The sequence below is a fragment of the Lentzea nigeriaca genome, assembly GCF_016907955.1.
Taxonomy (GTDB): domain Bacteria; phylum Actinomycetota; class Actinomycetes; order Mycobacteriales; family Pseudonocardiaceae; genus Lentzea; species Lentzea nigeriaca.
On record NZ_JAFBCX010000001.1, the window covers coordinates 153,533 to 176,191 of the forward strand.

A 22,659-nucleotide genomic window follows, 5' to 3' on the forward strand; every position below is an offset into this window, starting at 1 on the left:
GTGGCGGGACACACCGAGCAGAGCATCCTGATCGACGCGCCGTTCCAGCTGGTCTGGGACATCACCAACGACGTGGCGGGCTGGCCGGACCTCTACACCGAGTACGCGGCGGTCGAGGTTCTGGAACAGCAGGGCGACACCGTCCGGTTCCGGCTCACCATGCATCCGGACGAGAACGGCAAGGTGTGGAGCTGGGTCAGCGAACGCACCAGCGACATCGCCACGAAGCAGGTGCACGCGCACCGCGTCGAAACCGGGCCGTTCGAGTACATGAACATCCACTGGACCTACAGCGAGGAACCGGGTGGCACCCGCATGACGTGGGTGCAGGACTTCCACATGAAGCCGACCGCGCCGGTCGACGACGACGCGATGGTCAAGCGCATCAACACCAACTCGCGCATCCAGATGGACGTGATCAAGAAGAAGATCGAGACCGTCGCGACGTCGGCCGTCTGACCCTCTTCGGCCGACTCTCTTTGGGAGAACATCGAGATGACCACGACGCACAAGACTGTCGCCTGGAGCGACTGCGAGCCCAATCGCCGGCGTGGCGCGGAGATCCGGGTCGTGCTCGGACCGGCGACGGTCGGGAGCACCTCCGGGTTCATGGGCGTGGCGACCGTCCAGCCCGGCGAGAGCATCGCCGAGCACTACCACCCGTACAGCGAGGAGTTCCTGTACGTCGTGTCCGGGAAGCTGACCGTCGACCTCGACGGCGAGCCGGTCGAGCTGGGACCCGACGAGGGCGTGCTGGTGCCGATCAACACCCGCCACCGGCTGCGCAACAACGGAACCGAGGTCGTGCGGGCGGTGTTCCACCTGGGCCCGCTCGCGCCGCGGCCCGAGCTCGGGCACGTCGACACCGAGACCGCCGAGGAAGCCGCCGCGTTCACCGCGAGGCAGCGGTGAGGCGAACCGTCGTCACCGGCATCGGCGTCGTCGCACCCGGTGGCGTGAACCGCAAGGCGTTCTGGTCGATGCTGACCGACGGACGCACCGCGACCAGACGCATCAGCCTGTTCGACCCGACGCCGTTCCGGTCCCAGGTGGCCGCGGAGTGCGACTTCGACCCCGTGGAGGCCGGACTGTCCGCAAAGGACATTCGGCGATGCGACCGGTACGTGCAGTTCGCACTTGCCGCCGCGGCAGAGGCGGTCGCCGAGAGCGGTCTGGAGTTCGACGAGGAGCTGCTCGACCGCACCGGTGTCGTGCTCGGCTCGGCGGTGGGCGGAACCACAGCGCTGGAGAACGAGTACGTCGTGCTGAGCGACACCGGCCGGGACTGGCTGGTCGACCCGGCCTACGCGAGCCCGTTCCTGTACCAGGCGCTGGTGCCGAGCAGTCTCGCGGCCGACGTCGCGGTGCGCTACGGCGCGCACGGGCCGGTGCAGGTCGTGTCGACCGGCTGCACGTCCGGCATCGACGCGATCGGGTACGCACATCAGCTGGTGCAGGACGGCGAGGCCGACGTGGTGATCACCGGAGCGGCGGAGTCACCGCTGTCCCCGGTCACCGCGGCGTCGTTCGACGCGATCAAGGCCACCACGCCGGACAACGACCACCCCGAACGCGCGTCGCGCCCTTTCGACCGCGACCGCACCGGGTTCGTGCTCGGCGAGGGCGGGGCCGTGCTGATCCTCGAGGAGCTGGAGCACGCACGGCGCCGTGGCGCGCCGATCTACTGCGAGGTCACCGGATATGCCGCGCGCAGCAACGGGTTCCACATGACCGGGTTGCGGCCGGATGGCATCGAGATGTCCGTCGCGATCGATCACGCGATGCGCCAGGCGCGGCTCGACCCGCAGGACGTGTCGTACATCTGCGCGCACGGCTCGGGAACCCGGCAGAACGACCGGCACGAGACCGCCGCGTTCAAGCGGTCGCTCGGTGAGCACGCCTACCGCGTCCCGATCAGCTCGATCAAGTCCATGATCGGGCACTCGCTCGGCGCGATCGGCGCGCTGGAGATGGCCGCGTGCGCGCTGGCGATCAGCGGCAACACCGTTCCTCCCACGGCGAACTGGGCCAACCGCGATCCCGAGTGCGACCTCGACTACACCCCGAACACGGCGCGCGAGCTGCCGGTCGACGTCGCGCTCTCGGTCGGCAGCGGGTTCGGCGGCTTCCAGTCCGCGATGATCTTCCAACGGCTGGAGGCGGTGACATGACCGCGGTCATCACCGGGATCGGCGTGGTCGCACCGAGCGGCCGCAGCGCCGCGGAGCACTGGGACACCGTGTGCGCCGGGGAGTCGCGGGTCGGCCCGATCACCCTGTTCGACGCGTCGCGGTACGGCACCAGGACCGCGGGCCAGGTCGAGGGCGACGTCAAGGGCGATGTCGACGGGCGGCTGCTGGTGCAGACCGACAGGTGGACGTGGATGGGGTTCGACGCGGCAGCCCAGGCGCTGGCCGATGCGGCACTCGACCTGTCCACTGTGGATCCGTACGACCTCGCCGTCGTGCAGGCCGCTTCGTCGGGCGGCAACCAGTTCGGCCAGTCCGAGCTGCAGAAGCTGTGGAGCAAACCGGAACGCCGGGTCGGCGCCTACCAGTCGATCGCGTGGTTCTACGCGGCCACGACGGGTCAGCTGTCGATCCGGCACCAGGCCAAGGGGCCGAGCAACGTGCTGGTGTCGGAGAGCGCCGGTGGGCTGGACAGTCTCCAGCACGCCGCGCGGCTCGTCAGCAGGGGTACACCGATCGTGCTGACCGGTGGGCTCGAGGCACCGCTGTGCCCGTACGCGCTGGCCTGTCAGCTCGCGTCCGGCCGGCTCAGCCCTGCCGACGAGTACCGGCCGTTCGACGCGGCCGCCTCCGGTTACGTGCCCGGCGAGGGCGGCGCGGTGCTGGTGGTCGAGGATCTCGAGCACGCGCTGGCGCGGGGCGCGCCCGTGATCTACGCCGAGATCGCCGGCTGGGGCTCGACCCACGACGGGACTCACGCGGGTCAGCCGTCGTCACGGCAGTACGGCCGGGCGATGCGGCTGGCGCTCGACCGCTCGGCCACCCGTCCGGAGGAGGTCGACGTCGTGATCCCGGACGCGCTGGGCGTCCCGGAGTACGACCGCGCCGAGTCGGAGGCGATCCGCGACGTGTTCGGCTCGGTGCCGGTCACCACGCACAAGCCGCTGACCGGCCGCATGTACCAGGGCGGCGCCGCGCTCGACGCGGTGACGGCGGTGCTGGCCCTGCGGCACAACACGGTGCCGGTCAGCACGGGTGTGACACAGCCGGCACCGGGGTGCGAGCTCGACTTCGTGCCGGCCACCACCTCGTCCACTGTGGACAAGCTGCTGATCGGTGCGCGCGGGTTCGACGGGTACAACAGCTCGGTCGTGTTGAGGAGGGCGGCGTGACCAAGGCGCGGGTGGTGTTCCTGATCAGGGTGCCGGAGGAGCGGGCGGACGACTTCCTCACGGCCTACGAGAAGATCCGCTACGAGGTCGCGGAGGGCGTGCCGGGACACCTGGTGGACCAGGTGTGCCAGTCGCCTGCCGACCCGGAGCAGTGGCTGATCACCAGTGAGTGGGACTCGATCGAGTCCTTCGAGGCATGGGAGCGCAGCCCGGACCATCGCACGCTCGTGCGCCCGATGCGCGAGTGCATGTCCGAGGCCCGCTCGATCCGGTTCAACGTCCGTTGCCAGACAACCCGGCGCGATGCGGAGGACTCGCCGTGAACACGTTGATGGGAATACTGACGGTCTGGGTGCTGGCCGCGGCCGGCATCCAGCTCGGCACGCTGTGGATCATGAAGACGTCCATCCTGCCGATGCTCAACTCCTTGCCGTACGGCCAGTACGTCACCGTTTGCCAACTGATCGACATGCACGTGTTCCACCCAATCGCGGTGTGGAACGGCGTGATCGCGGCCGGCCTCGGTGTCTGGGCGGCGTTCATGGCGCCGTCGGTGGCGGTCAGCGCGATGTTCATCGTTGGCGCGATCGGCATGCTCGTCGTCGGCATCACCTCGGAGGGCTTCAACCGCCCGATCTGGCGGCAGATCGAGAAGTGGAGCCCGCAGCGCACCGCGAACGGCTGGTCGCGCAAGAGGACCAGGTGGTACGTCGCCCACGAGATCCGCACCTACGGCGCGATCGTCGCGGTCGGTGCCTTCGTTGCCGCATTCGTCGGTCAGCTCGCCTGAGGAGTGGTGGAGATGCGTCTCGTTGTCTTCGGCGCCACCGGCCGGATCGGTCGCGCCGTCGTTGCACGGGCCCGTGCCGAGGGCCACGAGGTGACCGGGCTGTCCCAGGCCGACCTGGACGTGCGGGAACCGATCCCGGCCGAGCTCGTCGACGGTGCGGACGCGGTGATCTTCGCCGCGGGCAAGCCCGGCCGCGGGCCGTCGATCGTGCGGTCCATGGGCATGGCCAACGTGGTCGCGGCGATGGACTCGGCCGGCGTGAAACGCGTCCTCGCGGTGATGCCCAGCGCCGTGCACATCGCCCCCGGCGCTCCGCTGACGCGCAAGATCGCGCTGCGGTTCTTCGTGCACAAGCTGTACCGCAACCCGTTCCTCGACCTGGAGCGGATGGAGGACGAGCTGCACCACAGCTCGCTGGACTGGACCGTGGTGCGCACGGCCAGGCTGTACGACGGCCCGGCGACCGGGCGGGTCGTCGCGGTGCCGGGCACCGTGCGCGGACCGGAACGGCCGGTGAGCGTCGCGGACCTGGCGGCGTACCTCGTGTCCCATGTGGACGACAGCTCGCTGTACCGGGGAACGGTCACGCTGACCGGGCAACGATGAACGGCCGACGCAAGGCGCTCGTCGCACTGCACGTGCTCGGGTCGACGCTGAGCCTGGGCATCACGGTCGTGATGGTGGCCCTGCTGGTGTTCGCGCTGTCGTCTGGCGACGAGTCGCTGGTCCGCGTGGACGACCTGTTGCTGAGCACGGTCGCGATCCCGGCGTTGTTCGTGGCCCTGATCACCGGTGTGGTGGCGGCGCTGACGTCGACGTGGGGATTGTTCCGGCACACGTGGGTGGTCAAGAAGCTGGGCCTGCTCCTCGCGACGCTCGGGTTCGCGCAGTTCCTGCTGGTGCCGTGGATCTCGTCCGGCGAGCACTGGCTCGCGTTGGCCGGGCTGGTGCTGCAGCTGGTGAAACTGACCCTGATCACCCTGCTGTCGGTCTACAAACCCAAGGGGCGCTTCGGGAAGAGCGGCACGCGCGAACCGGTGGCGGTGGGCCGTGGCTGAGGTGACGAGAAGATTTCTGCTCGGCGGCGCGATGGCGGGTGGTGCGGCTCTGTTCGCACCGCCCGCCTCGGCGTCGTCGTTCGGGCCGATCTCCGTACGGCCGGATGACATCCGCTATCCGGACCTGGTGCGCGGCGACAACCACCGGTTCGTCGGCACACCCGACGTCGTGCGGCTGGTCGGGTCGACCGACCAGGTCGTGCGCGCGGTGTCCGAGGCGATGCGGGCGGGCAAGCGGATCGCGGTGCGCAGCGGTGGTCACTGCTTCGAGGACTTCGTGGCGAACCCGTCGGTGCGCGTGGTCATCGACATGTCCCCGATGAACGGGGTCTACTACGACACCTCCCGTGGCGCGTTCGCCGTCGAGGCGGGCGCGACGCTCGGCGAGGTCTACGAGACCCTGTTCAAGGGCTGGGGCGTGACGCTGCCCGCCGGCGCGTGGCCGACGGTCGGAGCGGGCGGACACATCCTCGGCGGCGGTTACGGCATGCTGTCCCGCCGACACGGCTGCGTGGTCGACCACCTGTACGGCGTGGAGGTCGTCGTGGTGGACGCCTCCGGCACCGCCCGCACCGTCGTCGCGACCAGGGAACCGGACGACCCCAACCGCGACCTGTGGTGGGCGCACACCGGCGGCGGTGGCGGCAACTTCGGCATCGTGACGCGGTACTGGCTCGGCCCGGAGTTGCCGCGGCCACCCGCGACGCTGCTGTACTCGTCGCTCGTGTGGCCGTGGAGCGGGCTGAACGAGGCCGCGTTCAGCAGGCTGCTGCACAACTTCGGCACCTGGTACGAACGCAACAGCGCTCCCGGCAGCCCGTACACCGGGCTGTTCAGCGGCATGGGCGTGCCGCACCGGTCGTCGTCAGGGGGAGTGGTCGTCGGCACGCACTTCGACGCCGCCACCCCCGACGCCGCCCGGCTGCTGGCCGACTACCACGCCGCGCTTGGCGACGGCGTGCCGTTGCAGCCGTTCGTGACCGGGCCGACGCCGATGCCGTGGCTCTACGCGGCCTCGTGGCGCGGCGGCGGGGACGGTGACCTGATCGCGCGCCGCTTCAAGTTCAAGGCCGCGTACCTGCGCAAGGGCTTGTCCGACGGGCAGATCGCGACCGCGTACCGGTACCTGACCACGCCGGACTACCACAATCCCAACGCGTTGTTCGTCATGATCGGTTACGGCGGCCAGGTGAACACCGTGGCGCCGTCGGCGACCGCCGTGGCGCAACGGGACTCGGCCATCAAGTCCGCCTACCAGGTCTACTGGGCCGATCCGGCGGAGGACGACCGGCACCTGACGTGGATTCGCACGTTCTACCGCGACATGTACGCGTCGACGGGCGGCGTGCCGGTGCCGGACGACACCACCGACGGCTCCTACATCAACTACCCGGACGCCGACCTCGCCGACCTGCGCTGGAACACCTCGGGCGTGCCCTGGCACACCTTGTACTACAAGGACAACTACCCGAGGCTGCAACGCGTCAAGGCCCGCTGGGACCCCCGCAACGTCTTCCAGCACACCCTGTCCATCCGGGCCTGATCAGCCGTGAGGGGTGCCTCCCGAGATCTGGAGGCACCCCTCACGGCAGGTGCCGGTCATCCTGCCCGAAGTCCCGTCAGAGGACCGCGGTCAGGCGTTTGACCTGGTCGAGGTCGGAGGAGCAGGGGACCAGGAGCACCTCGTCGCAGCCGGCTTCCTCGTAGGCGCGCAGGGTTCTGGCCACGGCTTCCTCGCCGATGCTCGTGCCCCTGAGCACTGCCTGCGCGTACGGGGGAGCGAAGCCGTAGTAGTCGTCGATGTAGGCCTTGGCGTTCTCCTCGGCCCGGTCACCGAGTGAGTAGTACGCGAGGGCCAGCAGTCGCGGCTTCCCGGTGCGACCTGCCTGCTGCCACGCGGCGCGGAACGCCGCCGCGCCGCCGGTGAACATGCCGACACCACCGCTGCCGGAGATCCAGCCGTCGCCGAACCGCGCGGCCCTCGCGACCGCGCCCGGCGCGTGCCCGCCCAGGATCAGCTCCGGACCGGTGGGACGGCTGGGTGCGGGGCCGATGGCGCCCGCGATGCCGCGGCGTTCACCTGCCCAGATCCTGCGCAGCTCTTCCAGCTGTGCGGTGAAGTTGCGGCCGCGCCGCGCGTGGTCGGCGCCGCTCGCCTTGAAGTCGTCGGGCCGTGCGCCGACGGCCATGCCGAGCGTGAGCCGGCCGCCTGAGATCCGGTCGACGGTCGCCACCTGTTTGGCCAGCAAGGCGGTGTTGGTGTGCAGCGGGCCGATCAGGATGGCCGTGGTGAGCCGCACTCGTTCGGTCACGGCCGCGGCCGCGGCCAGCGTGGTGAGGCAGTCGAAGTTGTCGTACACGAGCCGGTCGAGGACGGCGAGCGAGGAGAACCCCGCCCGCTCGCCCTCGACCGACCAGTCGAGGAGGTCCTGTGCGGTGCTGCCGGGCACCGAGCTCGGCAGTGCGAGTCCGAAGTCCACTTCGGACCTCAGTTCGCCGTCTCGAGCGGCTGATCGTGCCGGCGAGCCAGCACGCACTCCAGTGCCGCGTCGCGGAAGAACTTGCGGGCGCCCTCGGGGGTGACCATGTCGCGCGGCACCGCCAAGTGCTCCTCGAGCTGCCGCTCGAACTCCTTGACCTCCGGCTGGCGGCTCATGTGCGCGGCCACCAACGGGATCGGGCCCTCGACCTCGATGACCCGCACGGCCATCTCCTTGCCCACGAACGCCATCGTGCCCAGCAGCCGTCCGGCGACGTTGCCCTGGTCGTCACGGACGTCGAACTGAGGCCGCCCACTGGCCTTGAACAGCTCCTTCACAGTCTCCTCGCTGCCCGCCTTGAGCGGGTAGTACAACGCGTGCCACTGCGACATGGCCCTTCCTTTCAGGAACTGGCGGTCACGCCGCCGTCGACGAAGATCACTTGTCCGGTGATGAACCTGGCCAGTGGCGACACGAGGTAGAGCACCGCGCTCGCCACCTCCTCGGCCTCGGCGAACCGGCCGAGCGGGATGCGCTGCCTGATCATGTTCAGGAAGCTGCCGTCGCCGCTGGCCTGCTCGACGAACTCGGTGCGCACGAAGCCGGGCGCGACCGCGTTCACCGTGATGCCGTGTCGCCCCCACTCGGTCGCGAGCTGCATCACGAGGAGGTTCAGGCCTGCCTTGCTGGCGCCGTACGCGGAGAACCCGCGCCGGCCCCCGGCGGCGCTGCGCACGGACGACAGGTGCACGATCCGGCCGGGCACGCCGGCCGCGATCATGTGCCTGCCGACCTCCTGCGACAGCAGGAATGCGCCGGTGAGGTTGGCGTCCAGGATGGCTCGCCACTCGTTCTCCGGGAACTTCTCCGCGGGGATCGTCTCCAGCTTGCTGGCGCAGTTGACCAGCAGATCGATGCCGCCCAGCGTGGCGACGACGTCGGCGACGACCTCGCGGACACTGGCGCTGGAGGTGATCTCGATCTGCCTGCCGATCGAGGAGCCACCCAGTTTCTCCGCCAGCTCAACGGCTTTGTCCCTGGTTCGGCCCGCCACGGCGACGGTGGCGCCGCGTTCGGCGAGCTGTTCGCTGATCACGCTGCCGATGCCGCCGTAGCCGCCGACGACGAGTGCCCGCTGCCCGCTCAGCTCGGTCATGATCCCTCCAACCCGAAGAGCCGCCGCGCGTTCTCGGCGAAGATCAGCCGCTCGTCCGGCAGCGCCCGCACCATGTCCACACCGGACTGGAGCGGAGCGGTGAGCGGCGGCGAGTCGGTGCCGAACAGCAGCCGGTCGGTGCCGAACACCTCGGCCGCCGCCGACAGCGCCAGCGCGGACGGCGTCGCCGTGTCGACGTGGATGCGCCGCAACCAGCCGCTCGCCGGGTCGGTGACCGGAGCCGGCGGCCCCGGTGGTCCCGGCTTCGCGCGGTGCTGGGCCAGGTCGAGCTTCTCCCGCAGCAACGACAGCGCGCCACCGGCGTTGGCCGCGATGAGCTTGAGCGACGGGTACTTGTCGAGCCAGCCGGCGAAGAGGATCGCGGCGATCCCGCAGGTGATGTCGCACGGCCGCGTCACGTGCTCGATGAGCCCGAGGTGGCCGTTCATCGGAGCGGAACCGACGGGTTCGGCCGGCGGGTGCAGCAGCACCGGCGCGCCGGTTTCCGCCGCCAGCGCGAAGAACTGGTCGGCGCGCGGATCGTTCAGGTAGGTGCCGCGCACGCTGGTGTTGGCGATGAGACCGACGAACTCCTGTTGCGCCAGCCGTTTCGCGGCCCGCTCGACCAGGTCCTCGTCGAGCGGGTTGACGTAGACGTACCCGCGCAGGTGCTCGTGGTGCTCCCGCACGGTCTCGCCGACCCAGTCGTGGAACGACTCCAGCTCGTCGGCGGGCTGGGCGTAGTTGTCCAGGCCGGGCATCGGGACCATGGTCCCCGCGCCGACCGGGCTGCCCACGATGGTGAGGTCGATGCCGAGCGCGGCCTTCTGCTCGATCATCCCCGCGACGTCGCCGAGGCTCGGCGGCATCGGGAACCGCTTGAGCAGTGCGGGCGGCGTCACGTGCCCGTGCACGTCGATGATCATCGGGGTCTCCTCACGCGCGCGGCGGGCCGAGGACCTGGCCGCCGTAGCGCTGCACGGACGCGATCACGTCGCCGAAGTCGGGGAAGTCGGCCGGGTCGAACGCCGGCACCTCCAGCCGCTCGGCCGGCTTGCCGGTGTCGAAGAACCAGCCGTCGAACCCACCGGGTGTGCCGAGCACGAGCCAGCGCGCGACCGGCGACTCGACCTTGTAGGAGTGGGGCAGCCCGCGCGGCGCGAACACAGTGGTGCCCGGACCGGCGTTGTGCAGCACGCCGTCGATCTCGATGCTGACCTCGCCGTCGAGGACGTGGAACGTCTCGTCCTCCTTGCTGTGCACGTGCAGCGGTGACGCGTAGCCCTGGTGCGAGGTCTGCTCGGCGAGCCAGAACTGGTTGCCTGTGTCCGCGCTGGTGGCGCGGAACTGCATGAGCGCGCCCATGTGCCAGATGGCCCGGCTCTGCTCCGCAGACACCGTGAACGGTTTCACTTCCGACATGGCTTTCCCCTCTACGGCACGAGAACGATCTTCCCGGTGACCGTGCCGTCCTCGAGTTCCTGTTGGGCCCGTGCGGCTTCGGTCAGCGGCACGGTCTTGGCGATGAGCGGCTCGACCTTGCCCGTCGCCAGCAGACCGAGCACGATGGCGAGGTCTTCGCGGTAGGCGGCGTCGTCGAGGCTCCAGGCGTTGTAGAACGTGGTGCGCTTGCCGTTCGGCACGAGCTTCGGCAGTACGATCCCGCCGAGGAAACCCCTCGCTCCGATCAGCATGTTGGGCTTGCCGTCGACCAACGCGGCGCTCTGGCCGTAGCCGACCATGATTCCGCCGCGCCGCAGCACCGACGACGACCTGTTGAAGTGCGATCCACCGATGGCGTCGAACACCGCGTCCACCGGTTTGCCGTGCAGCACCTGAACGAAGTCCTGGGCGCGGTAGTCGATCGGGATGCCGCCGTACTTGCGCACCACGTCGAGCTTGGCTGCGGAGGCGGAGCCGTAGGCCTCGACCCCGGCGAGCTGCGCGAGCTGCAGGAACGCCACGCCGACGCCACCGGAGGCGCCGTGCACCAGAACTCGTTGTCCCGGCTCGACTTTCGCGACGCGGTGCAGCATCTGGTATGCGATGAAGTAGTTCAACGCGATCGCGGCGGACTCGACGGCGGACGCGCCCTCTGGACGCGGCACCAACCGGTCCGCGGACACCTTGATCCGTTCCGCGTACCCTCCGGTCGGCACGAGCGCGGCGACCGCCCGGCCCGGTGCGAGCGCCACTCCGGCACCGGTTTTCTCGATCACACCGGCGAAGTCGTAACCGGGGACGAACGGCGGTTTCGGCGAGCCGGGAATGACTCCCTTGCGCAGCAGGATGTCCCCGTAGGAGACCCCGGCTGCCTCGACTCGGACGATCACCTCACCCGCCGCCGGCGGATCGAGCGCGGTCGCCTGCGCCTGCATGGTGTCCGGTCCGGTCACGGTGAGATGTCGAGCGAGCACGATGGCCTCCCGGCGATCGGGTTGCGCGCGGAACTTCCCTGCCCCTACTGCCTAGCAGTGGCGCGTCACGCGGTTCAACGACAGCGGCGGCTATTCCCGGCGCCGGGGGACACCCTGCCCGGCCGCGCTGAAGAGCGTTCCCTTCGCCGGTGGGACTCCAGGCTCACGACAGCGGGATGCGCCGGGCGCCACCGTCGAAGCAGACCTGGATCCCACGGAGGTTGCGAATGTCCACAGAGGACAACATGAAGCTCGTCCGGTACATCACCGAGCAGGGGCTGAACGCGGGGGACGTGAGCTTCGTCGACGACGTGTTCGCACCCGACTACGTGGTCCACGCCCGCGGCCTCGACCTGCCGCCCGGCCCTGGCGCGTTCAAGGCGGCGGTCGGCTTCTGGCGTCAGTCGTTCCCCGACTTCCACTGCACGATCGAGCACATGATCGCTGACGGCGAGTACGTCGCGCACCGGTTCAGCACGACCGGCACCCACACCGGCAAGCTGGGCGAGATGCCGCCGACGGGCAAGTCGTTCCACGTGTCCGGCGTCGACATGCACCGCGTCGTGGATGGCAAGGTCGTCGAGTCGTGGATCAGCGACGACATGCCGCGGATCCTGATGGAGATCGGGGTGCTCGCGCCCGGTGGCCGGCCGTGATCGGCTTCCTCGGCCTCGGCTCGATGGGCTCTGGCATGGCGAACCGCCTGCTCGACGCCGGTTTCGAGGTCGTCGTCCACAACCGGACCGCCGCGAAGGCGGAGGCGCTGGCCGAACGCGGCGCCAAGGTCGCGTCCTCACCGGCCGAGGTCGCCCGCGTCGCGGACGTGCTGCTGCTCAGCCTCGCGACCGGTGATGTCGTCGAGGAGATGCTGTTCGGCCCGTCGGGTGCGCTGACCACAGGCGAGAACCTGCTGATCGCCGACATGAGCACGGTCTCACCGGATGCGGCACGCGCGCTGGCGGCACGCGTCTCCGAGCAGGGGCACCGGATTCTCGACGCCTGTGTGCTCGGCAACGCCCAGCACGCCGCGACCGGTGAGCTGCGGTTCATGATCGGTGGCGATGCCGCGGACGTCGAGTCGTTGCGGCCGGTGCTCGACCCGCTGGCGAAGGAGATCGTGCACCTGGGCGACCACGGCATGGGCGCCACCGCGAAGGTGGCGATGAACCTGCTGATGGGCGTGCAGATGCAGGCGCTGGCGGAAGCGGTCGTGCTGGGCGAACGCTCCGGCCTGCGGCGGGACGTGCTGATCAAGATGATCGCCGCCAGCGGCTACAGCTCGCCGGTGATGAAGTTCAAGAGCGGCGTGATGGCCCGCCGGGCGTTCGCTCCCGCGGACTTCCGCCTCGCCCTGATGCGCAAGGACCTGATGCTCGCCCTCGCCGACGCGGCCCGCCTCGGCATTCCGATGCCCGCGACGCAGGCCAGCTACGAGGTGCTCACGTCCGCGTTGAACTCCGGCCACGGCGAGCTCGACTGCGCCGCGGTGCTCGCGGAGGTCGAGCGGATGGCGGGCGTATCGAGCTGATGTTCGCATTGCTGCGCGAGGATTTGCGCACGGTCCGACGCCACACCGGATGCACGGTCGCTCAGGCACTGCTTTACCCGTCGGTCGTGGCGATGTGGACGTACCGGATCGCGCACGTGCTGCGCCGGCACCGGATCCTCGCCCGGCTGCTGTCGAACCTGGGCAGGCTGCTGTCCGGCGGCGTGGAGATCCATCCCGGTGCCACGCTCGGCAGACGGCTCTTCATCGCGCACGGCAACGGCGTCGTCATCGGCGAGACCGCGATCGTCGGTGACGACGTCGTGCTGTGCCAGCAGGTGACGCTCGGCGCCGTGGGGTGGTGGCGGGACAACGCCCGCGCGCCCGGCCAGCGCCGGCATCCGCGCCTCGGGAACCGCGTCGTGGTGCACCCGAACGCGTCCCTGCTCGGGCCGCTGACGGTCGGTGACGACGCCGTGATCGAGGCCCAGTCCCTGGTGCTGCGCGACGTCCGGCGTGGCGCCGTGGTCACCTGCGTTCAGGCGCAGTGATCGCCTGCCTTCAGGCGCGTCGGCGCCGGACTGGTTGGTGAAGCGGACCTTGCGCCAACGGTGTCGCGGGGTGGGGGACACCAGGTCGACGCGGATCGTCAGCGACGAAGGACGCCGACCAGGACGTCAGCGATGGAGGACGTCAACGTGGCGGTGGGTGTGGGGTTCGGTGCCGCCGCGCCCCATTGCTGCCCACCGCCACGTGTCCACCGGCCGGGGTGCGAGCCGCGGCCGGCAGCTTTCGAGGGAACCAGGGCGATCTCAGGCGAACCGGTACTCGGTCAGGTCGCGTACGTGCCGGTAGCCGACCTTCTCCACGACCGCCTGCATCGCCGCGTACTGCAGGAAGTGCAGGCAGGTGCACGCCTCGGCGCCCTCTTCGAGCGCTCGCGCGGTGACCTCGCCGAGCAATGCGGCCGCGTACCCGCCCTGTCGGTGCTCCGGCGCCACGAACACCCCGGACGGCCGCACGACACCACCGATGGGCCGGGCCCGGCCGGCGGCGCCGACGACGGCACCGTCGTGCTCCCACAGGATCAGCCGGTCGCCATCAACCTGGTCGGCGACCATGTGCTTCATGTAGCGCAGGATGTCCTCCTGGGCCATGCCGCTGTCGCGCATGGTGGTGGAGAACCACTCGGCGACCGTGTCGATCTCGTCCGGGCGGCCGAGCCGGGGTGCGCCGGGGATCTGGGTGATCCGAGTGGCGTCGGTGCACACCATGAGCCACTGGTCGCGTTCCGGGGTCGCGGTCTTGCCGGCGACCTCGGCGAAGCGGGTGGCGAAGGTCGCGGTCGCCTCGGTGGGGCCGTTGACGCCCGGCACCCACGGCTCCTGCTTCGCGATCTCCTCGGCGAGTGCGGAGGCCGCGGCGGTGGGCATGTCGGTGATCGTCAGGCGGTACGGCGCGGCGACCCAGGCTGCGCCGAGGACGGTTCCGGAGTCCTCCACCCAGTACGGCTTCGCGGGGCCGTCGCCGGGTAGCAGCCCGGACGGGTCGAACGTGTGATAAAGCAGAATGTTGTTGTCGACCGGGTTTTCCAGCAGTGCCGGGCCGGCTTTCTCCCGGAACTCCTCGATGTCGGTCGTCGACCTCACCCGCATTGGCTTCCTCCCGTTGTCGTCGACGTTTCCGACGCTAGGCATTTCCGAGTTCCGCGGGCAATGGGCTGCAGTCCCAGCCGGACCGGGCCAGGTTCCCAGCCCGGCGGGGCACCTGGCGGATCCACGCGGGACCCCGCCGGCCGCACAGTGGTCGGTAGCCGGACGGGAGGGGTCGACGTGGCTGAAGAATGGTGTGCTCCCGGCGACGGTGCTGATCCGATCGCGGTGATCGGAATGAGCTGCCGGTTCCCCGGTGGGGTGAGTTCCCCCGAGGAGTACTGGGATTTCCTGATCAACGAGCGGTCCGGGATCGGCACGCTGCCGGACGGCAGGTGGGCTGATTACGCGGTGCCCGGAATCACCACCACCGGGGGATTTCTGCGCGGAATCGAGCGGTTCGACGCCGCCTTCTTCGGCCTTTCCCCGCGCGAGGCCGCGTTGATGGACCCGCAGCAGCGGATGGTGCTCGAACTGTCGTGGGAGGCGCTTGAGCACGCCGGCCTCGTGCCCGGCACGGTGGCCGGAACCGACGCTGGTGTCTTCATCGGGGTCAACGCCGACGACCACGGCCGGCGCCTGCTGGAGGACCTGCCGCGCATCGAGGCGTGGAGCGGGATCGGCTCGTCGTTGTGCGCCATCGCGAACCGCGTGTCGTACACGCTGGACCTGCGCGGGCCGAGCATCGCCGTCGACACGGCGTGCTCGGCCTCGCTCGTCGCGATCCACCTGGCGTGCCAGAGCCTGCGCACCCGCGAGAGCTCCGTCGCGATCACCGGCGGCGTGATGCTCATGGTCGGGCCCGGCCTCACCGCCGTGATGGACGCGGCCGGCGTGTTGTCGCCGACCGGGGCCAGCCGGCCGTTCGACGCGACCGCCGACGGGTACGTCCGCAGTGAGGGCGCGGGACTGCTCGTGCTGAAGCGGCTTTCCGACGCGCGCCACGACGGCGACCGGGTGCTCGCGGTGATCAGGGGCAGCGCGGTGACGCAGGACGGCCGCACCGACGGCATCATGGCGCCGAGCCGGCTCGCCCAGGAACACCTGCTGCGGGCGGCCTGCGGGTCGGCGGGCATCACACCGTCCGATGTGGACTACGTCGAGGCACACGGCACCGGCACCCGCGTGGGTGACCCGATCGAGGCGGGCGCACTCGCCGAGGTCTACGGCACCGACCGCGATCGGCCGTGCCTGGTCGGCTCGGTGAAGTCCAACATCGGTCACCTGGAGGCGGCGTCCGGCGTCGCCGGCGTGATCAAGACGGTGCTCGCGTTGCGGCACGGCGTGATCCCGGCGACGGTCAACGTGTCGACGCCGATTCCGGCGCTCGGCGACGGGCTGACCATCGTCACCGGCGCGACGCCGTGGCCACGCACCGGACGGCCACGCATCGCGGGCACGTCCGGGTACGGCTACGGCGGCACGATCGCCCACGTTCTCCTCGAAGAAGCGCCGCTCCAGCCACGAGCGCAGCGGTCGGCGGCCGCCAAGCCGCGGCTGTACCCGTTGTCCGGTGCCTCCGCCGCCGCGGTGACCGCACAGGCGGCGAGGCTCGCCGACTGGCTCACCGGCAGCGGTGCGGCCACGCCGCTGGGCGACGTCGCCCACACCCTCGCGGTACGCCGTGCGCAGCTGCCGTGGCGCGCGACGGTGGTCGCGACCAGCCGGGAAGAGCTCGTCACGCGGCTGCGTGCGGTCGAACCAGGACCGGCCCAACCGGGTGCGGCGCCGGTGTGGGTGTTCTCCGGCCAGGGTTCGCAGTGGCCGGGCATGGGCCGCGAGCTGGCGGCCACCGACCTCGCGTTCCGGACCGTGCTGGACAAGCTGGCGTGGCCGTTCCGGGAGGAGTGCGGCCGCACGCCGATGGACCTGCTGTCCGCCGACGCGCTGGACACGCCCGACACCCAGATGGCGATCTTCGCGGTTCAGCTGGGGCTCGCGGCGTCGTGGCGCGCGCTCGGGGTGCGTCCGGCCGCGGTGATCGGCCACTCGGTCGGCGAGATCGCGGCGGCCGTCGTCGCGGGCGCGCTCACCGAGGAACAGGGCGCGCGGCTGGTGTGCCGCCGGTCCGAACTGCTGCGCCGCATCGCCGGCGCCGGAGCGATGGCTGTGGTGGACCTGCCGTTCGCCGCGGCACGCGAACGCTTGCGGGACGACGAGCACGTCGTCGCGGCCATCGCGGCGGCACCGGGTTCGACCGTGATCTCGGGTGACGCCGGCGCGGTCGCCGAGCTGGTTCGGCGGTGGCGGCCGGAACGGGTCGTGCACGAGGTCGCCACGGACATCGCGTTCCACAGTCCGCACGTGGCGCCGCTGCTCGACGACCTCGCCCGCGCCGCACGGGACCTGGGGCCACGCACGCCCACGATTCCCTTGTACAGCACGGCTTCCGCCGACCCGCGCACGACCGTCGCCCGCGACGGCGACTACTGGGCGGCGAACCTCGGCAACCCGGTGCTGTTCCACCAGGCCGTCGAAGCGGCGGTCACCGACGGGCACCGGTTGTTCCTGGAAGTCTCACCGCACCCGGTCGTCACACACTCCATCACCGAGACCGCACCCGAGGTCACCGTCGCGTACACGTTGCGGCGCAACAAACCCGAGCGTGCCACGCAGCTCGCGCAGCTCGGTGTGCTGCACTGCGCCGGAGCCGAGGTCGACTGGCGGGCAGTGCACCCCGAGGGCGGGCTCGCCGATGTGCCGGGCACGGTGTGGCAGCAGGAGGAGTTCCGCGCCACGCACTCGCCGCACGGCCCGCGTCCGCACGATCCCGCCCGGCACGACCTGCTCGGCGAGGCGGTGACCGTGCACGGCCCGTCGCCCATCCGGTTGTGGCGCACCTCGCTCGACTTCGCCACCCGGCCCTACCCCGGCAGGCATCCGGTGCTGGGCACGGAGATCGTGCCCGCGGCCGTGCTGCTCAACACCTTCCACACCGCGTCGGGGGCGGGCGTGCTGACCGACGTGACACTGCGGACCCCCGTTCCGGTCGAGGAGAACCGGGACCTCCAGGTCGTGTTCGACGGCCACACGCTCAGGCTGAGCACGCGGGTGTCCGAGGACGGCTGGCTCACGCACACCACGGCGACCGCACGGCATGAGGAACCCCACGTTTCCCGGCGCGAGATCCCGCAGTGCGCGGACCGGCTCGACCCGGGACACGTGGTGGACCGGCTGGCACGCGCCGGTGTCGCCGCGATGGGGTTCCCGTGGCGGATCCGGGAACTCACCCGCGAGCCGGGCCGGCTCGTCGCCACCGTGGCGGTCGACTCCCGCACCTCCGCGCTCGACGCGGCGCTCTCGATCGCGGCCACCACGGCCGGTGACCCCGAGGTGCTGCACATGCCCGCACACATCCGCCGCGTCGCCATCAGCGGTGAGCCGGGAGATCAGGTGGTGATCTCCGTGCAGGGCGACGACGTGGAGATCCTCGACCCGGACGGCACCGTGCTGGCCGAGCTGACCGGGCTGCGGTACGGCGTGCTGCAGGGCGAGCAGTCCGCGAGCCCGCGCCGGCTCGTGCACGTCGTGCACTGGACGACGGAGGCACCGCTGCCGCTCACCGAGACGATCGACCGGGTCGTCGTGGTGTGCGAACAGGACGAGCCACCGTTGCCGGGTCTCGGGATCAGGTGCACCAGGGTGTCGGGCCCCGACGAGCTCAACGCGGTGAAGGACGAGCTGACCGCCGAGAGCGTGGTGATCGTGGCACCCGGACCGGGACGACGCGTTGGTGTGGCGGCGTTCCAGGCATCCTGGCTGCTGCTGCGCGTGGCCGCCACGATGGCGCGGTGGGACGGCGGACCACGGCTGTGGTGCGTCACCCGCGGTGTGCTGGAGTCCGAAGAGGACATCGCGCTGAGCCATTCGTCCCTGTGGGGCGTGGGACGCGTGCTGGCGACCGAGCATCCCGACCGGTGGGGCGGGCTCGTCGACCTGCCGCCGCACGACAACAGCGGACTGCTGGACGTCCTGCGCGGTGGCGCGCGGGAGGACATCGTCGCGGTGCGCCACGGCACGGTGCTCACCCCTTCGCTCGTGCCGGCGCCCGCACCGCGGGAGCGCGCCCCGCTCACGTGCCGGCCGGACGGCACCTACCTGGTCACCGGAGGGCTCGGTGCCCTGGGCAGGGAGGTCGCGACGTGGCTCGCGAGCCGGGGCGCGCGCAGGCTCGTGCTCGTCAGCAGGCGGGGCCTCCCGCCGCGGGAGCTGTGGGACGAGGTCGCCGATCCCGAGGACGCGACCCGCATCGAGTGCATCCGGTCGCTGGAGTCGGCCGGTGTCACGGTGCGCACGGTCGCGGTGGACATCACCGACCGGGTGCAGGCGCCGAAGTCGCTGGACTGCGCGGAACTGGGCCTGCCGCCCATCCGCGGCGTCGTGCACGCGGCCGGAGTGCTCGACAGCAGGATGGCCGTCGACGTCGACTCGCCGTCGTTGATCAGGGTCATGCGGCCCAAGGTCGCGGGAGCGTTGCTGCTGCACGAGATGTTCCCGCCGGGCAGCCTCGACTTCTTCGCGCTGTTCTCGTCGGCCGGCCCGCTGCTGGGCCTGCCGGGACAGGCGAGCTACGCGGCGGCCAACGCGTTCCTCGACGCGCTCGCCACCCGCAGACCGGACATGATCAGCTTCGGCTGGACGTCGTGGCGCGGCCTGGGGATGAGCACGAGCGCGGACTCGATCGACGCCGAGCTGCGGGCCCGCGGCACGGCCGCCATCACCGCGCAGGAGGCGTTCGACTGCTGGGACGACCGGGCGTCGGACACCGGCCACGTGGTCGTGCTGCGCACGATCGGGCAACTACCCGGCATGCGCCGGCCGCCGCTGCTGCGCGAGCTCGAAGCACCGGAGGAGGAGCAGGAGCCGGCCGGGCGGCAGTGGACCGACCTGGCGGCCGAGGTGACCGCGGTGATCAGCCGGCAGCTCGGGACCGAACGGCTCGACGTGCACCAGCCGCTGACCGAGCTGGGTGCCGACTCCGTGCTGGTGCAGGCGATCCGGCGCGACCTGGAACACCGGCTGGCGATCAGCCTGCCCGCGAACCTGTTCTGGAGCGCGCCCACGGCACACGCCATCGCCGAACACCTCACGACATTGCTGGAGGATTCCGCATGAAGCGTGACGGAACTGTGCCGTGGCCGCCGGAAGCGGTCAAACGGTACGTGGCGGAAGGATATTGGAGGGGGCGGCCGCTGGGTGACTACGTGTGGGACTGGGCGGAGCGCTCCGGTGACCGGGTCGCGATCGTCGACGGTGACGTCCGGCTGACCTACCGCGAGCTCGCCGAGCACGTCGACGCGCTGGGCGAGAACCTCGTCGGGCTCGGGCTGCGCGACGGCGACAACGTGCTGGTGCAGCTGCCGAACTGCTGGGAGTTCGTCGTGTTCTTCCTGGCGTGCCAGCGGATCGGCGTGGCGCCGGTGCTCGCGTTGCTCGCCCACCGCGAGCACGAGCTCGGTCATCTGGCCGAGCTGGCCGACGTCGCGGCGATCGTGGTGCCCGACCGGTGCGGCGACTTCGACCACCAGGCGCTGGCGGCCACGCTGGCCGCGCGGCGCGACGCCCAGGTGATCGTGCTCGGTGCTGAGGTCCACAGTGGACACGCGTCGCTGCGGTCGTTGTCGCGGCGGCAGGGAGATGCCGAGGAGCGGCGGATCCGGATGATGCGGTACGCGCCGCACTCCGGTGACGTGGCGCTGTTCCTGCTCTCCGGCGGCACGACCGGCGTTCCGAAGATCATCGCGCGGACGCACGACGACTACGAGTACAACGCCAGGCGCAGCGCCGAGGTGTGCGAGTTCGACGAGGACACCGTCTACCTCGTGACCCTGCCGATGGCGCACAACTTCCCGCTGGGTTCGCCGGGGCTGCTCGGCGCGCTGATGCACGGCGGGAGGGTGGTCATGGCTCCCAGCCCGCGGCCGGAGGTGACCTTCGAGCTGATCGAACGCGAGCGCGTGACCACGTCCCCGCTCGTGCCCGCCGTCGCCCAGCGCTGGGTCGAGGCGGCAGCTACGACCACGGCCGATCTCTCCAGCCTGCGCACTGTGCAGATCGGTGGGTCGGTGCTGCCGGAGGGGTTCGCCGCCACGCTGGCCGGCGCGTTGAAGTGCCAGGTGCAGCAGGTCTACGGCATGGCAGAGGGACTGCTGAACTACACCCGGCTCGACGACCCGCCGCACGTTGTCGAGACGACGCAGGGCAGGCCGATCTCCGACGCCGACGAGTACCGGATCGTCGACGAGAACGGCAGGCCTGCCGGTCCGGGCAAACCGGGCGAGCTGCTGACCAGAGGCCCGTACACGCCGCGCGGATACTTCCGGGCACCCGAGCACAACCAGCTCGCGTTCACCCCGGACGGCTGGTACCGCACCGGTGACGTGGTCGTGGTGCACCCGAGCGGCAACTTCGTCGTCCAGGCGCGCATCAAGGACCTGGTGAACCGCGGCGGGGAGAAGGTCTCCGCGCCGGAGGTCGAGGAGCTCGCGATGGAGCTGCCGCAGGTGCGGCAGGCCGCCGTCGTCCCGGTACCCGATCGCGCGCTCGGCGAACGGGTCTGCCTGTGTGTAGTCCTCCACAAAGGGCACCGGCTGGACCTCGCGGACGTCCAGCGGGAGTTCCACGCCCGCGGCGTGGCCAAGTACAAGATCCCGGAACGGCTCGAGGTCGTGCGGGAGCTGCCGTTGACCCCGATCGGCAAGGTGGACAAGAAGATGCTGCTTCAGGTGGTGACGAGCGACCCGCGGCAGCTGGTCGCGGGCGCATGAGCACGACCGCCCGGCAGGGCCTCTCGAACTGGCAGCTCAGGACCGTGCTCGTCGTGCTGCTGTCCGGGCAGCTGCTGTCGGCACTGGACCAGACGATCGTCGGCACGGCGCTGCCGACGATGGTGAGCAGACTCGGTCTGGTCGACGACTTCTCCCTCGTCGTCACGGCCTACCTGCTGACCTCGACGGTGTCGACCGCGTTGTACGGCAAGCTCGCGGACCTCTACGGCGCCAAACCGATGTACCTGGTGTCGATCGGCATCTTCACCGCTGGTTCGGCACTCGTCGGCGCGAGCCAGGACATGACGCAGCTCGTGGCGTTCCGAGCGCTGCAGGGGATCGGCGCGGGCGGGTTGGTGGTGCTCGCGTTCACCATCTCGTCGAGCGTGGTGCCGCCCCGGCAGATCGGCCGCATCCAGGGCCTGGTCGGCGCGATGTACGCGCTGGCGTCGCTGGCCGGCCCGCTGGTGGGCGGCGTGTTCACCGAGTACCTGTCGTGGCGCTGGTGCTTCCTGATCAACGTGCCCATCGGCGTCGCCGCGCTGCTCGCGGTCGGCACGCTGCTGAAGCTGCCGGTGCGCCGGCGCGAGCAGTCGATCGACTACACCGGTGCGGCGCTGCTCACCGCCGGCGTGACGACACTGGTTCTCGCGACCGTGTGGGGCGGCGGCACATACGCGTGGTCGTCACCGATGATCATCGGGCTGCTCGGCACGACCGTCGTTCTCGGCGTGCTGTTCGTCGTCGTGGAACGCCGGGCCCCCGAGCCGCTGGTCCCGCTGAACCTGTTGCGGGATCGCGAGATCGCGGTCGCGATGGTGGTGACTTTCCTGGTCGGTGCCGCGGTGATCGGCGGCTACTTCTTCCTGCCGGTGTACCTCCAGGTGGTGCGGGGCGACGATCCCGTGGCCGCCGGTCTGCAGCTGTTGCCCTTGATGATCGCGGTGATGATCGGATCGGGCGTCAGCGGCTGGCTGATCGCCTCCGTGCTGGGGAGGATGAAGCCGGTCGTCGTGCTGGGCACGGCGATCATGACGGTGGCGACCTGGTTGCTGAGCCTGCTCGACGTGGACACGCCGGTGTGGCAGCTGTGGGGCAGCGAGGCGGTGCTCGGCATCGGCATGGGCATGGTGATCTCGAAGCTGATCGTCGCGGTGCAGAACAGCGTGCCGCGCGAGGACATGGGCACGATCACCGCTCAGGCCGCGTTCTTCCGCACGATCGGCTCGTCGATCGGTGCCGCGGTGTTCGGCGCGGTGATCGCGGCCGCGGTGGGCAGGGGACAGGTGCTCACCACGTCTCCGAGCGAGCTCGCCGCGGCGGGCTTCGCCGACGGGCTCCAGCTCGCGTTCCTGGCCGGTGTGCCGATCATGATCGTCGCGCTGGTGCTCACCCTGTTGCTGCCCAACACGCCCCTGCGCGAGGACGTCAGCCCGTGGGGGGAAGAAAGCCACTCGGAACCCGAAAGCTCTTCTGCGCAAGGGAAGTGAGA

The 22,659-nt window shown here is 70.6% G+C and carries 22 protein-coding genes; 15 read left to right on the top strand and 7 right to left on the bottom strand.

Features of this window, described 5'->3' with window-relative positions:
- From JOD27_RS00580 to JOD27_RS00620, 9 genes are read left to right on the top strand one after another with little or no spacing between them, the layout of a single operon-like run.
- Entirely contained in the window at positions 1-459 is a 459-nt protein-coding gene (locus tag JOD27_RS00580) for an SRPBCC family protein (protein ID WP_204760135.1), read from the top strand.
- Between the two features lie 36 nt (positions 460-495).
- Positions 496-912: a cupin domain-containing protein gene (locus JOD27_RS00585; protein ID WP_204760136.1), complete on the top strand. Its 417-nt coding sequence runs from the start codon at positions 496-498 to the stop codon at positions 910-912.
- Positions 909-2,171 (top strand): beta-ketoacyl-[acyl-carrier-protein] synthase family protein, encoded by a 1,263-nt coding sequence (locus tag JOD27_RS00590; protein WP_204760137.1) that lies wholly within the window; start codon positions 909-911, stop codon positions 2,169-2,171. Before JOD27_RS00585 ends, JOD27_RS00590 begins: the two co-directional genes overlap by 4 nt.
- Positions 2,168-3,361, top strand: coding sequence for a beta-ketoacyl synthase N-terminal-like domain-containing protein (locus tag JOD27_RS00595; RefSeq protein WP_204760138.1), 1,194 nt, complete (start codon positions 2,168-2,170; stop codon positions 3,359-3,361). Before JOD27_RS00590 ends, JOD27_RS00595 begins: the two co-directional genes overlap by 4 nt.
- Complete coding sequence (locus tag JOD27_RS00600) at positions 3,358-3,684, top strand: antibiotic biosynthesis monooxygenase family protein (protein ID WP_204760139.1); 327 nt, start codon at positions 3,358-3,360, stop codon at positions 3,682-3,684. The genes JOD27_RS00595 and JOD27_RS00600 overlap by 4 nt, the downstream gene beginning before the upstream one ends.
- Complete coding sequence (locus JOD27_RS00605) at positions 3,681-4,151, top strand: anthrone oxygenase family protein (RefSeq protein ID WP_204760140.1); 471 nt, start codon at positions 3,681-3,683, stop codon at positions 4,149-4,151. The genes JOD27_RS00600 and JOD27_RS00605 overlap by 4 nt, the downstream gene beginning before the upstream one ends.
- 12 nt (positions 4,152-4,163) lie before the next feature.
- On the top strand, positions 4,164-4,757 hold the full coding sequence (locus tag JOD27_RS00610) for an NAD(P)-dependent oxidoreductase (protein ID WP_204760141.1): 594 nt from the start codon (positions 4,164-4,166) through the stop codon (positions 4,755-4,757).
- A complete protein-coding gene (locus tag JOD27_RS00615) occupies positions 4,754-5,209 on the top strand; it encodes a hypothetical protein (protein WP_204760142.1) in 456 nt (151 codons plus the stop codon). The genes JOD27_RS00610 and JOD27_RS00615 overlap by 4 nt, the downstream gene beginning before the upstream one ends.
- Complete coding sequence (locus JOD27_RS00620; RefSeq protein WP_307829779.1) at positions 5,202-6,752, top strand: FAD-binding protein; 1,551 nt, start codon at positions 5,202-5,204, stop codon at positions 6,750-6,752. The genes JOD27_RS00615 and JOD27_RS00620 overlap by 8 nt, the downstream gene beginning before the upstream one ends.
- 76 nt (positions 6,753-6,828) lie before the next feature.
- On the opposite strand, the gene JOD27_RS00625 is transcribed toward JOD27_RS00620, so the two are convergent.
- The 6 genes from JOD27_RS00625 to JOD27_RS00650 are packed head-to-tail and all read right to left on the bottom strand — an operon-like array spanning position 6,829 to position 11,262.
- Positions 6,829-7,689 carry an LLM class flavin-dependent oxidoreductase gene (locus tag JOD27_RS00625; RefSeq protein WP_204760143.1) on the bottom strand — a complete coding sequence of 287 codons (861 nt, stop codon included), beginning with the start codon at positions 7,687-7,689 and terminating at the stop codon, positions 6,829-6,831.
- 8 nt (positions 7,690-7,697) lie between these two features.
- Positions 7,698-8,081 carry a SchA/CurD-like domain-containing protein gene (locus JOD27_RS00630; protein WP_204760144.1) on the bottom strand — a complete coding sequence of 128 codons (384 nt, stop codon included), beginning with the start codon at positions 8,079-8,081 and terminating at the stop codon, positions 7,698-7,700.
- Between the two features lie 11 nt (positions 8,082-8,092).
- On the bottom strand, positions 8,093-8,845 hold the full coding sequence (locus tag JOD27_RS00635) for an SDR family NAD(P)-dependent oxidoreductase (RefSeq protein ID WP_204760145.1): 753 nt from the start codon (positions 8,843-8,845) through the stop codon (positions 8,093-8,095).
- Positions 8,842-9,771, bottom strand: a complete 930-nt coding sequence (locus tag JOD27_RS00640) for an amidohydrolase family protein (protein ID WP_204760146.1) — start codon at positions 9,769-9,771, stop codon at positions 8,842-8,844. Before JOD27_RS00640 ends, JOD27_RS00635 begins: the two co-directional genes overlap by 4 nt.
- A 10-nt stretch (positions 9,772-9,781) precedes the next feature.
- Positions 9,782-10,267 carry a cupin domain-containing protein gene (locus JOD27_RS00645; protein ID WP_204760147.1) on the bottom strand — a complete coding sequence of 162 codons (486 nt, stop codon included), beginning with the start codon at positions 10,265-10,267 and terminating at the stop codon, positions 9,782-9,784.
- 11 nt (positions 10,268-10,278) lie between these two features.
- Positions 10,279-11,262 carry a medium chain dehydrogenase/reductase family protein gene (locus tag JOD27_RS00650; RefSeq protein WP_307829781.1) on the bottom strand — a complete coding sequence of 328 codons (984 nt, stop codon included), beginning with the start codon at positions 11,260-11,262 and terminating at the stop codon, positions 10,279-10,281.
- Between the two features lie 227 nt (positions 11,263-11,489).
- Between JOD27_RS00650 and JOD27_RS00655 the strand changes: the two genes are divergently transcribed.
- Genes JOD27_RS00655 through JOD27_RS00665 form a run of 3 tightly spaced genes read left to right on the top strand, consistent with a single transcriptional unit; the run spans position 11,490 to position 13,299 of the window.
- Complete coding sequence (locus JOD27_RS00655) at positions 11,490-11,918, top strand: ester cyclase (protein WP_204760148.1); 429 nt, start codon at positions 11,490-11,492, stop codon at positions 11,916-11,918.
- Positions 11,915-12,790 carry an NAD(P)-dependent oxidoreductase gene (locus JOD27_RS46365; RefSeq protein ID WP_307829783.1) on the top strand — a complete coding sequence of 292 codons (876 nt, stop codon included), beginning with the start codon at positions 11,915-11,917 and terminating at the stop codon, positions 12,788-12,790. Before JOD27_RS00655 ends, JOD27_RS46365 begins: the two co-directional genes overlap by 4 nt.
- Complete coding sequence (locus JOD27_RS00665) at positions 12,790-13,299, top strand: serine O-acetyltransferase (RefSeq protein ID WP_204760149.1); 510 nt, start codon at positions 12,790-12,792, stop codon at positions 13,297-13,299. Before JOD27_RS46365 ends, JOD27_RS00665 begins: the two co-directional genes overlap by 1 nt.
- A 261-nt stretch (positions 13,300-13,560) precedes the next feature.
- Here the strand turns inward: JOD27_RS00665 and JOD27_RS46370 are convergent, their stop codons facing one another.
- Positions 13,561-14,397 (bottom strand): GNAT family N-acetyltransferase, encoded by an 837-nt coding sequence (locus JOD27_RS46370; RefSeq protein ID WP_204760150.1) that lies wholly within the window; start codon positions 14,395-14,397, stop codon positions 13,561-13,563.
- A 183-nt stretch (positions 14,398-14,580) separates the two neighbouring features.
- Here JOD27_RS46370 and JOD27_RS00675 point away from each other — a divergent pair, with 183 nt between their 5' ends.
- The 3 genes from JOD27_RS00675 to JOD27_RS00685 are packed head-to-tail and all read left to right on the top strand — an operon-like array spanning position 14,581 to position 22,657.
- The gene (locus tag JOD27_RS00675; protein ID WP_307829784.1) at positions 14,581-19,515 is read left to right on the top strand and encodes a type I polyketide synthase; all 4,935 of its coding nucleotides are present in this window, start codon (positions 14,581-14,583) and stop codon (positions 19,513-19,515) included.
- Complete coding sequence (locus JOD27_RS00680) at positions 19,512-21,167, top strand: (2,3-dihydroxybenzoyl)adenylate synthase (protein WP_204760152.1); 1,656 nt, start codon at positions 19,512-19,514, stop codon at positions 21,165-21,167. Before JOD27_RS00675 ends, JOD27_RS00680 begins: the two co-directional genes overlap by 4 nt.
- Positions 21,164-22,657, top strand: coding sequence for an MDR family MFS transporter (locus tag JOD27_RS00685; protein ID WP_204760153.1), 1,494 nt, complete (start codon positions 21,164-21,166; stop codon positions 22,655-22,657). Before JOD27_RS00680 ends, JOD27_RS00685 begins: the two co-directional genes overlap by 4 nt.
- The last annotated feature ends 2 nt before the right edge of the window (positions 22,658-22,659 follow it).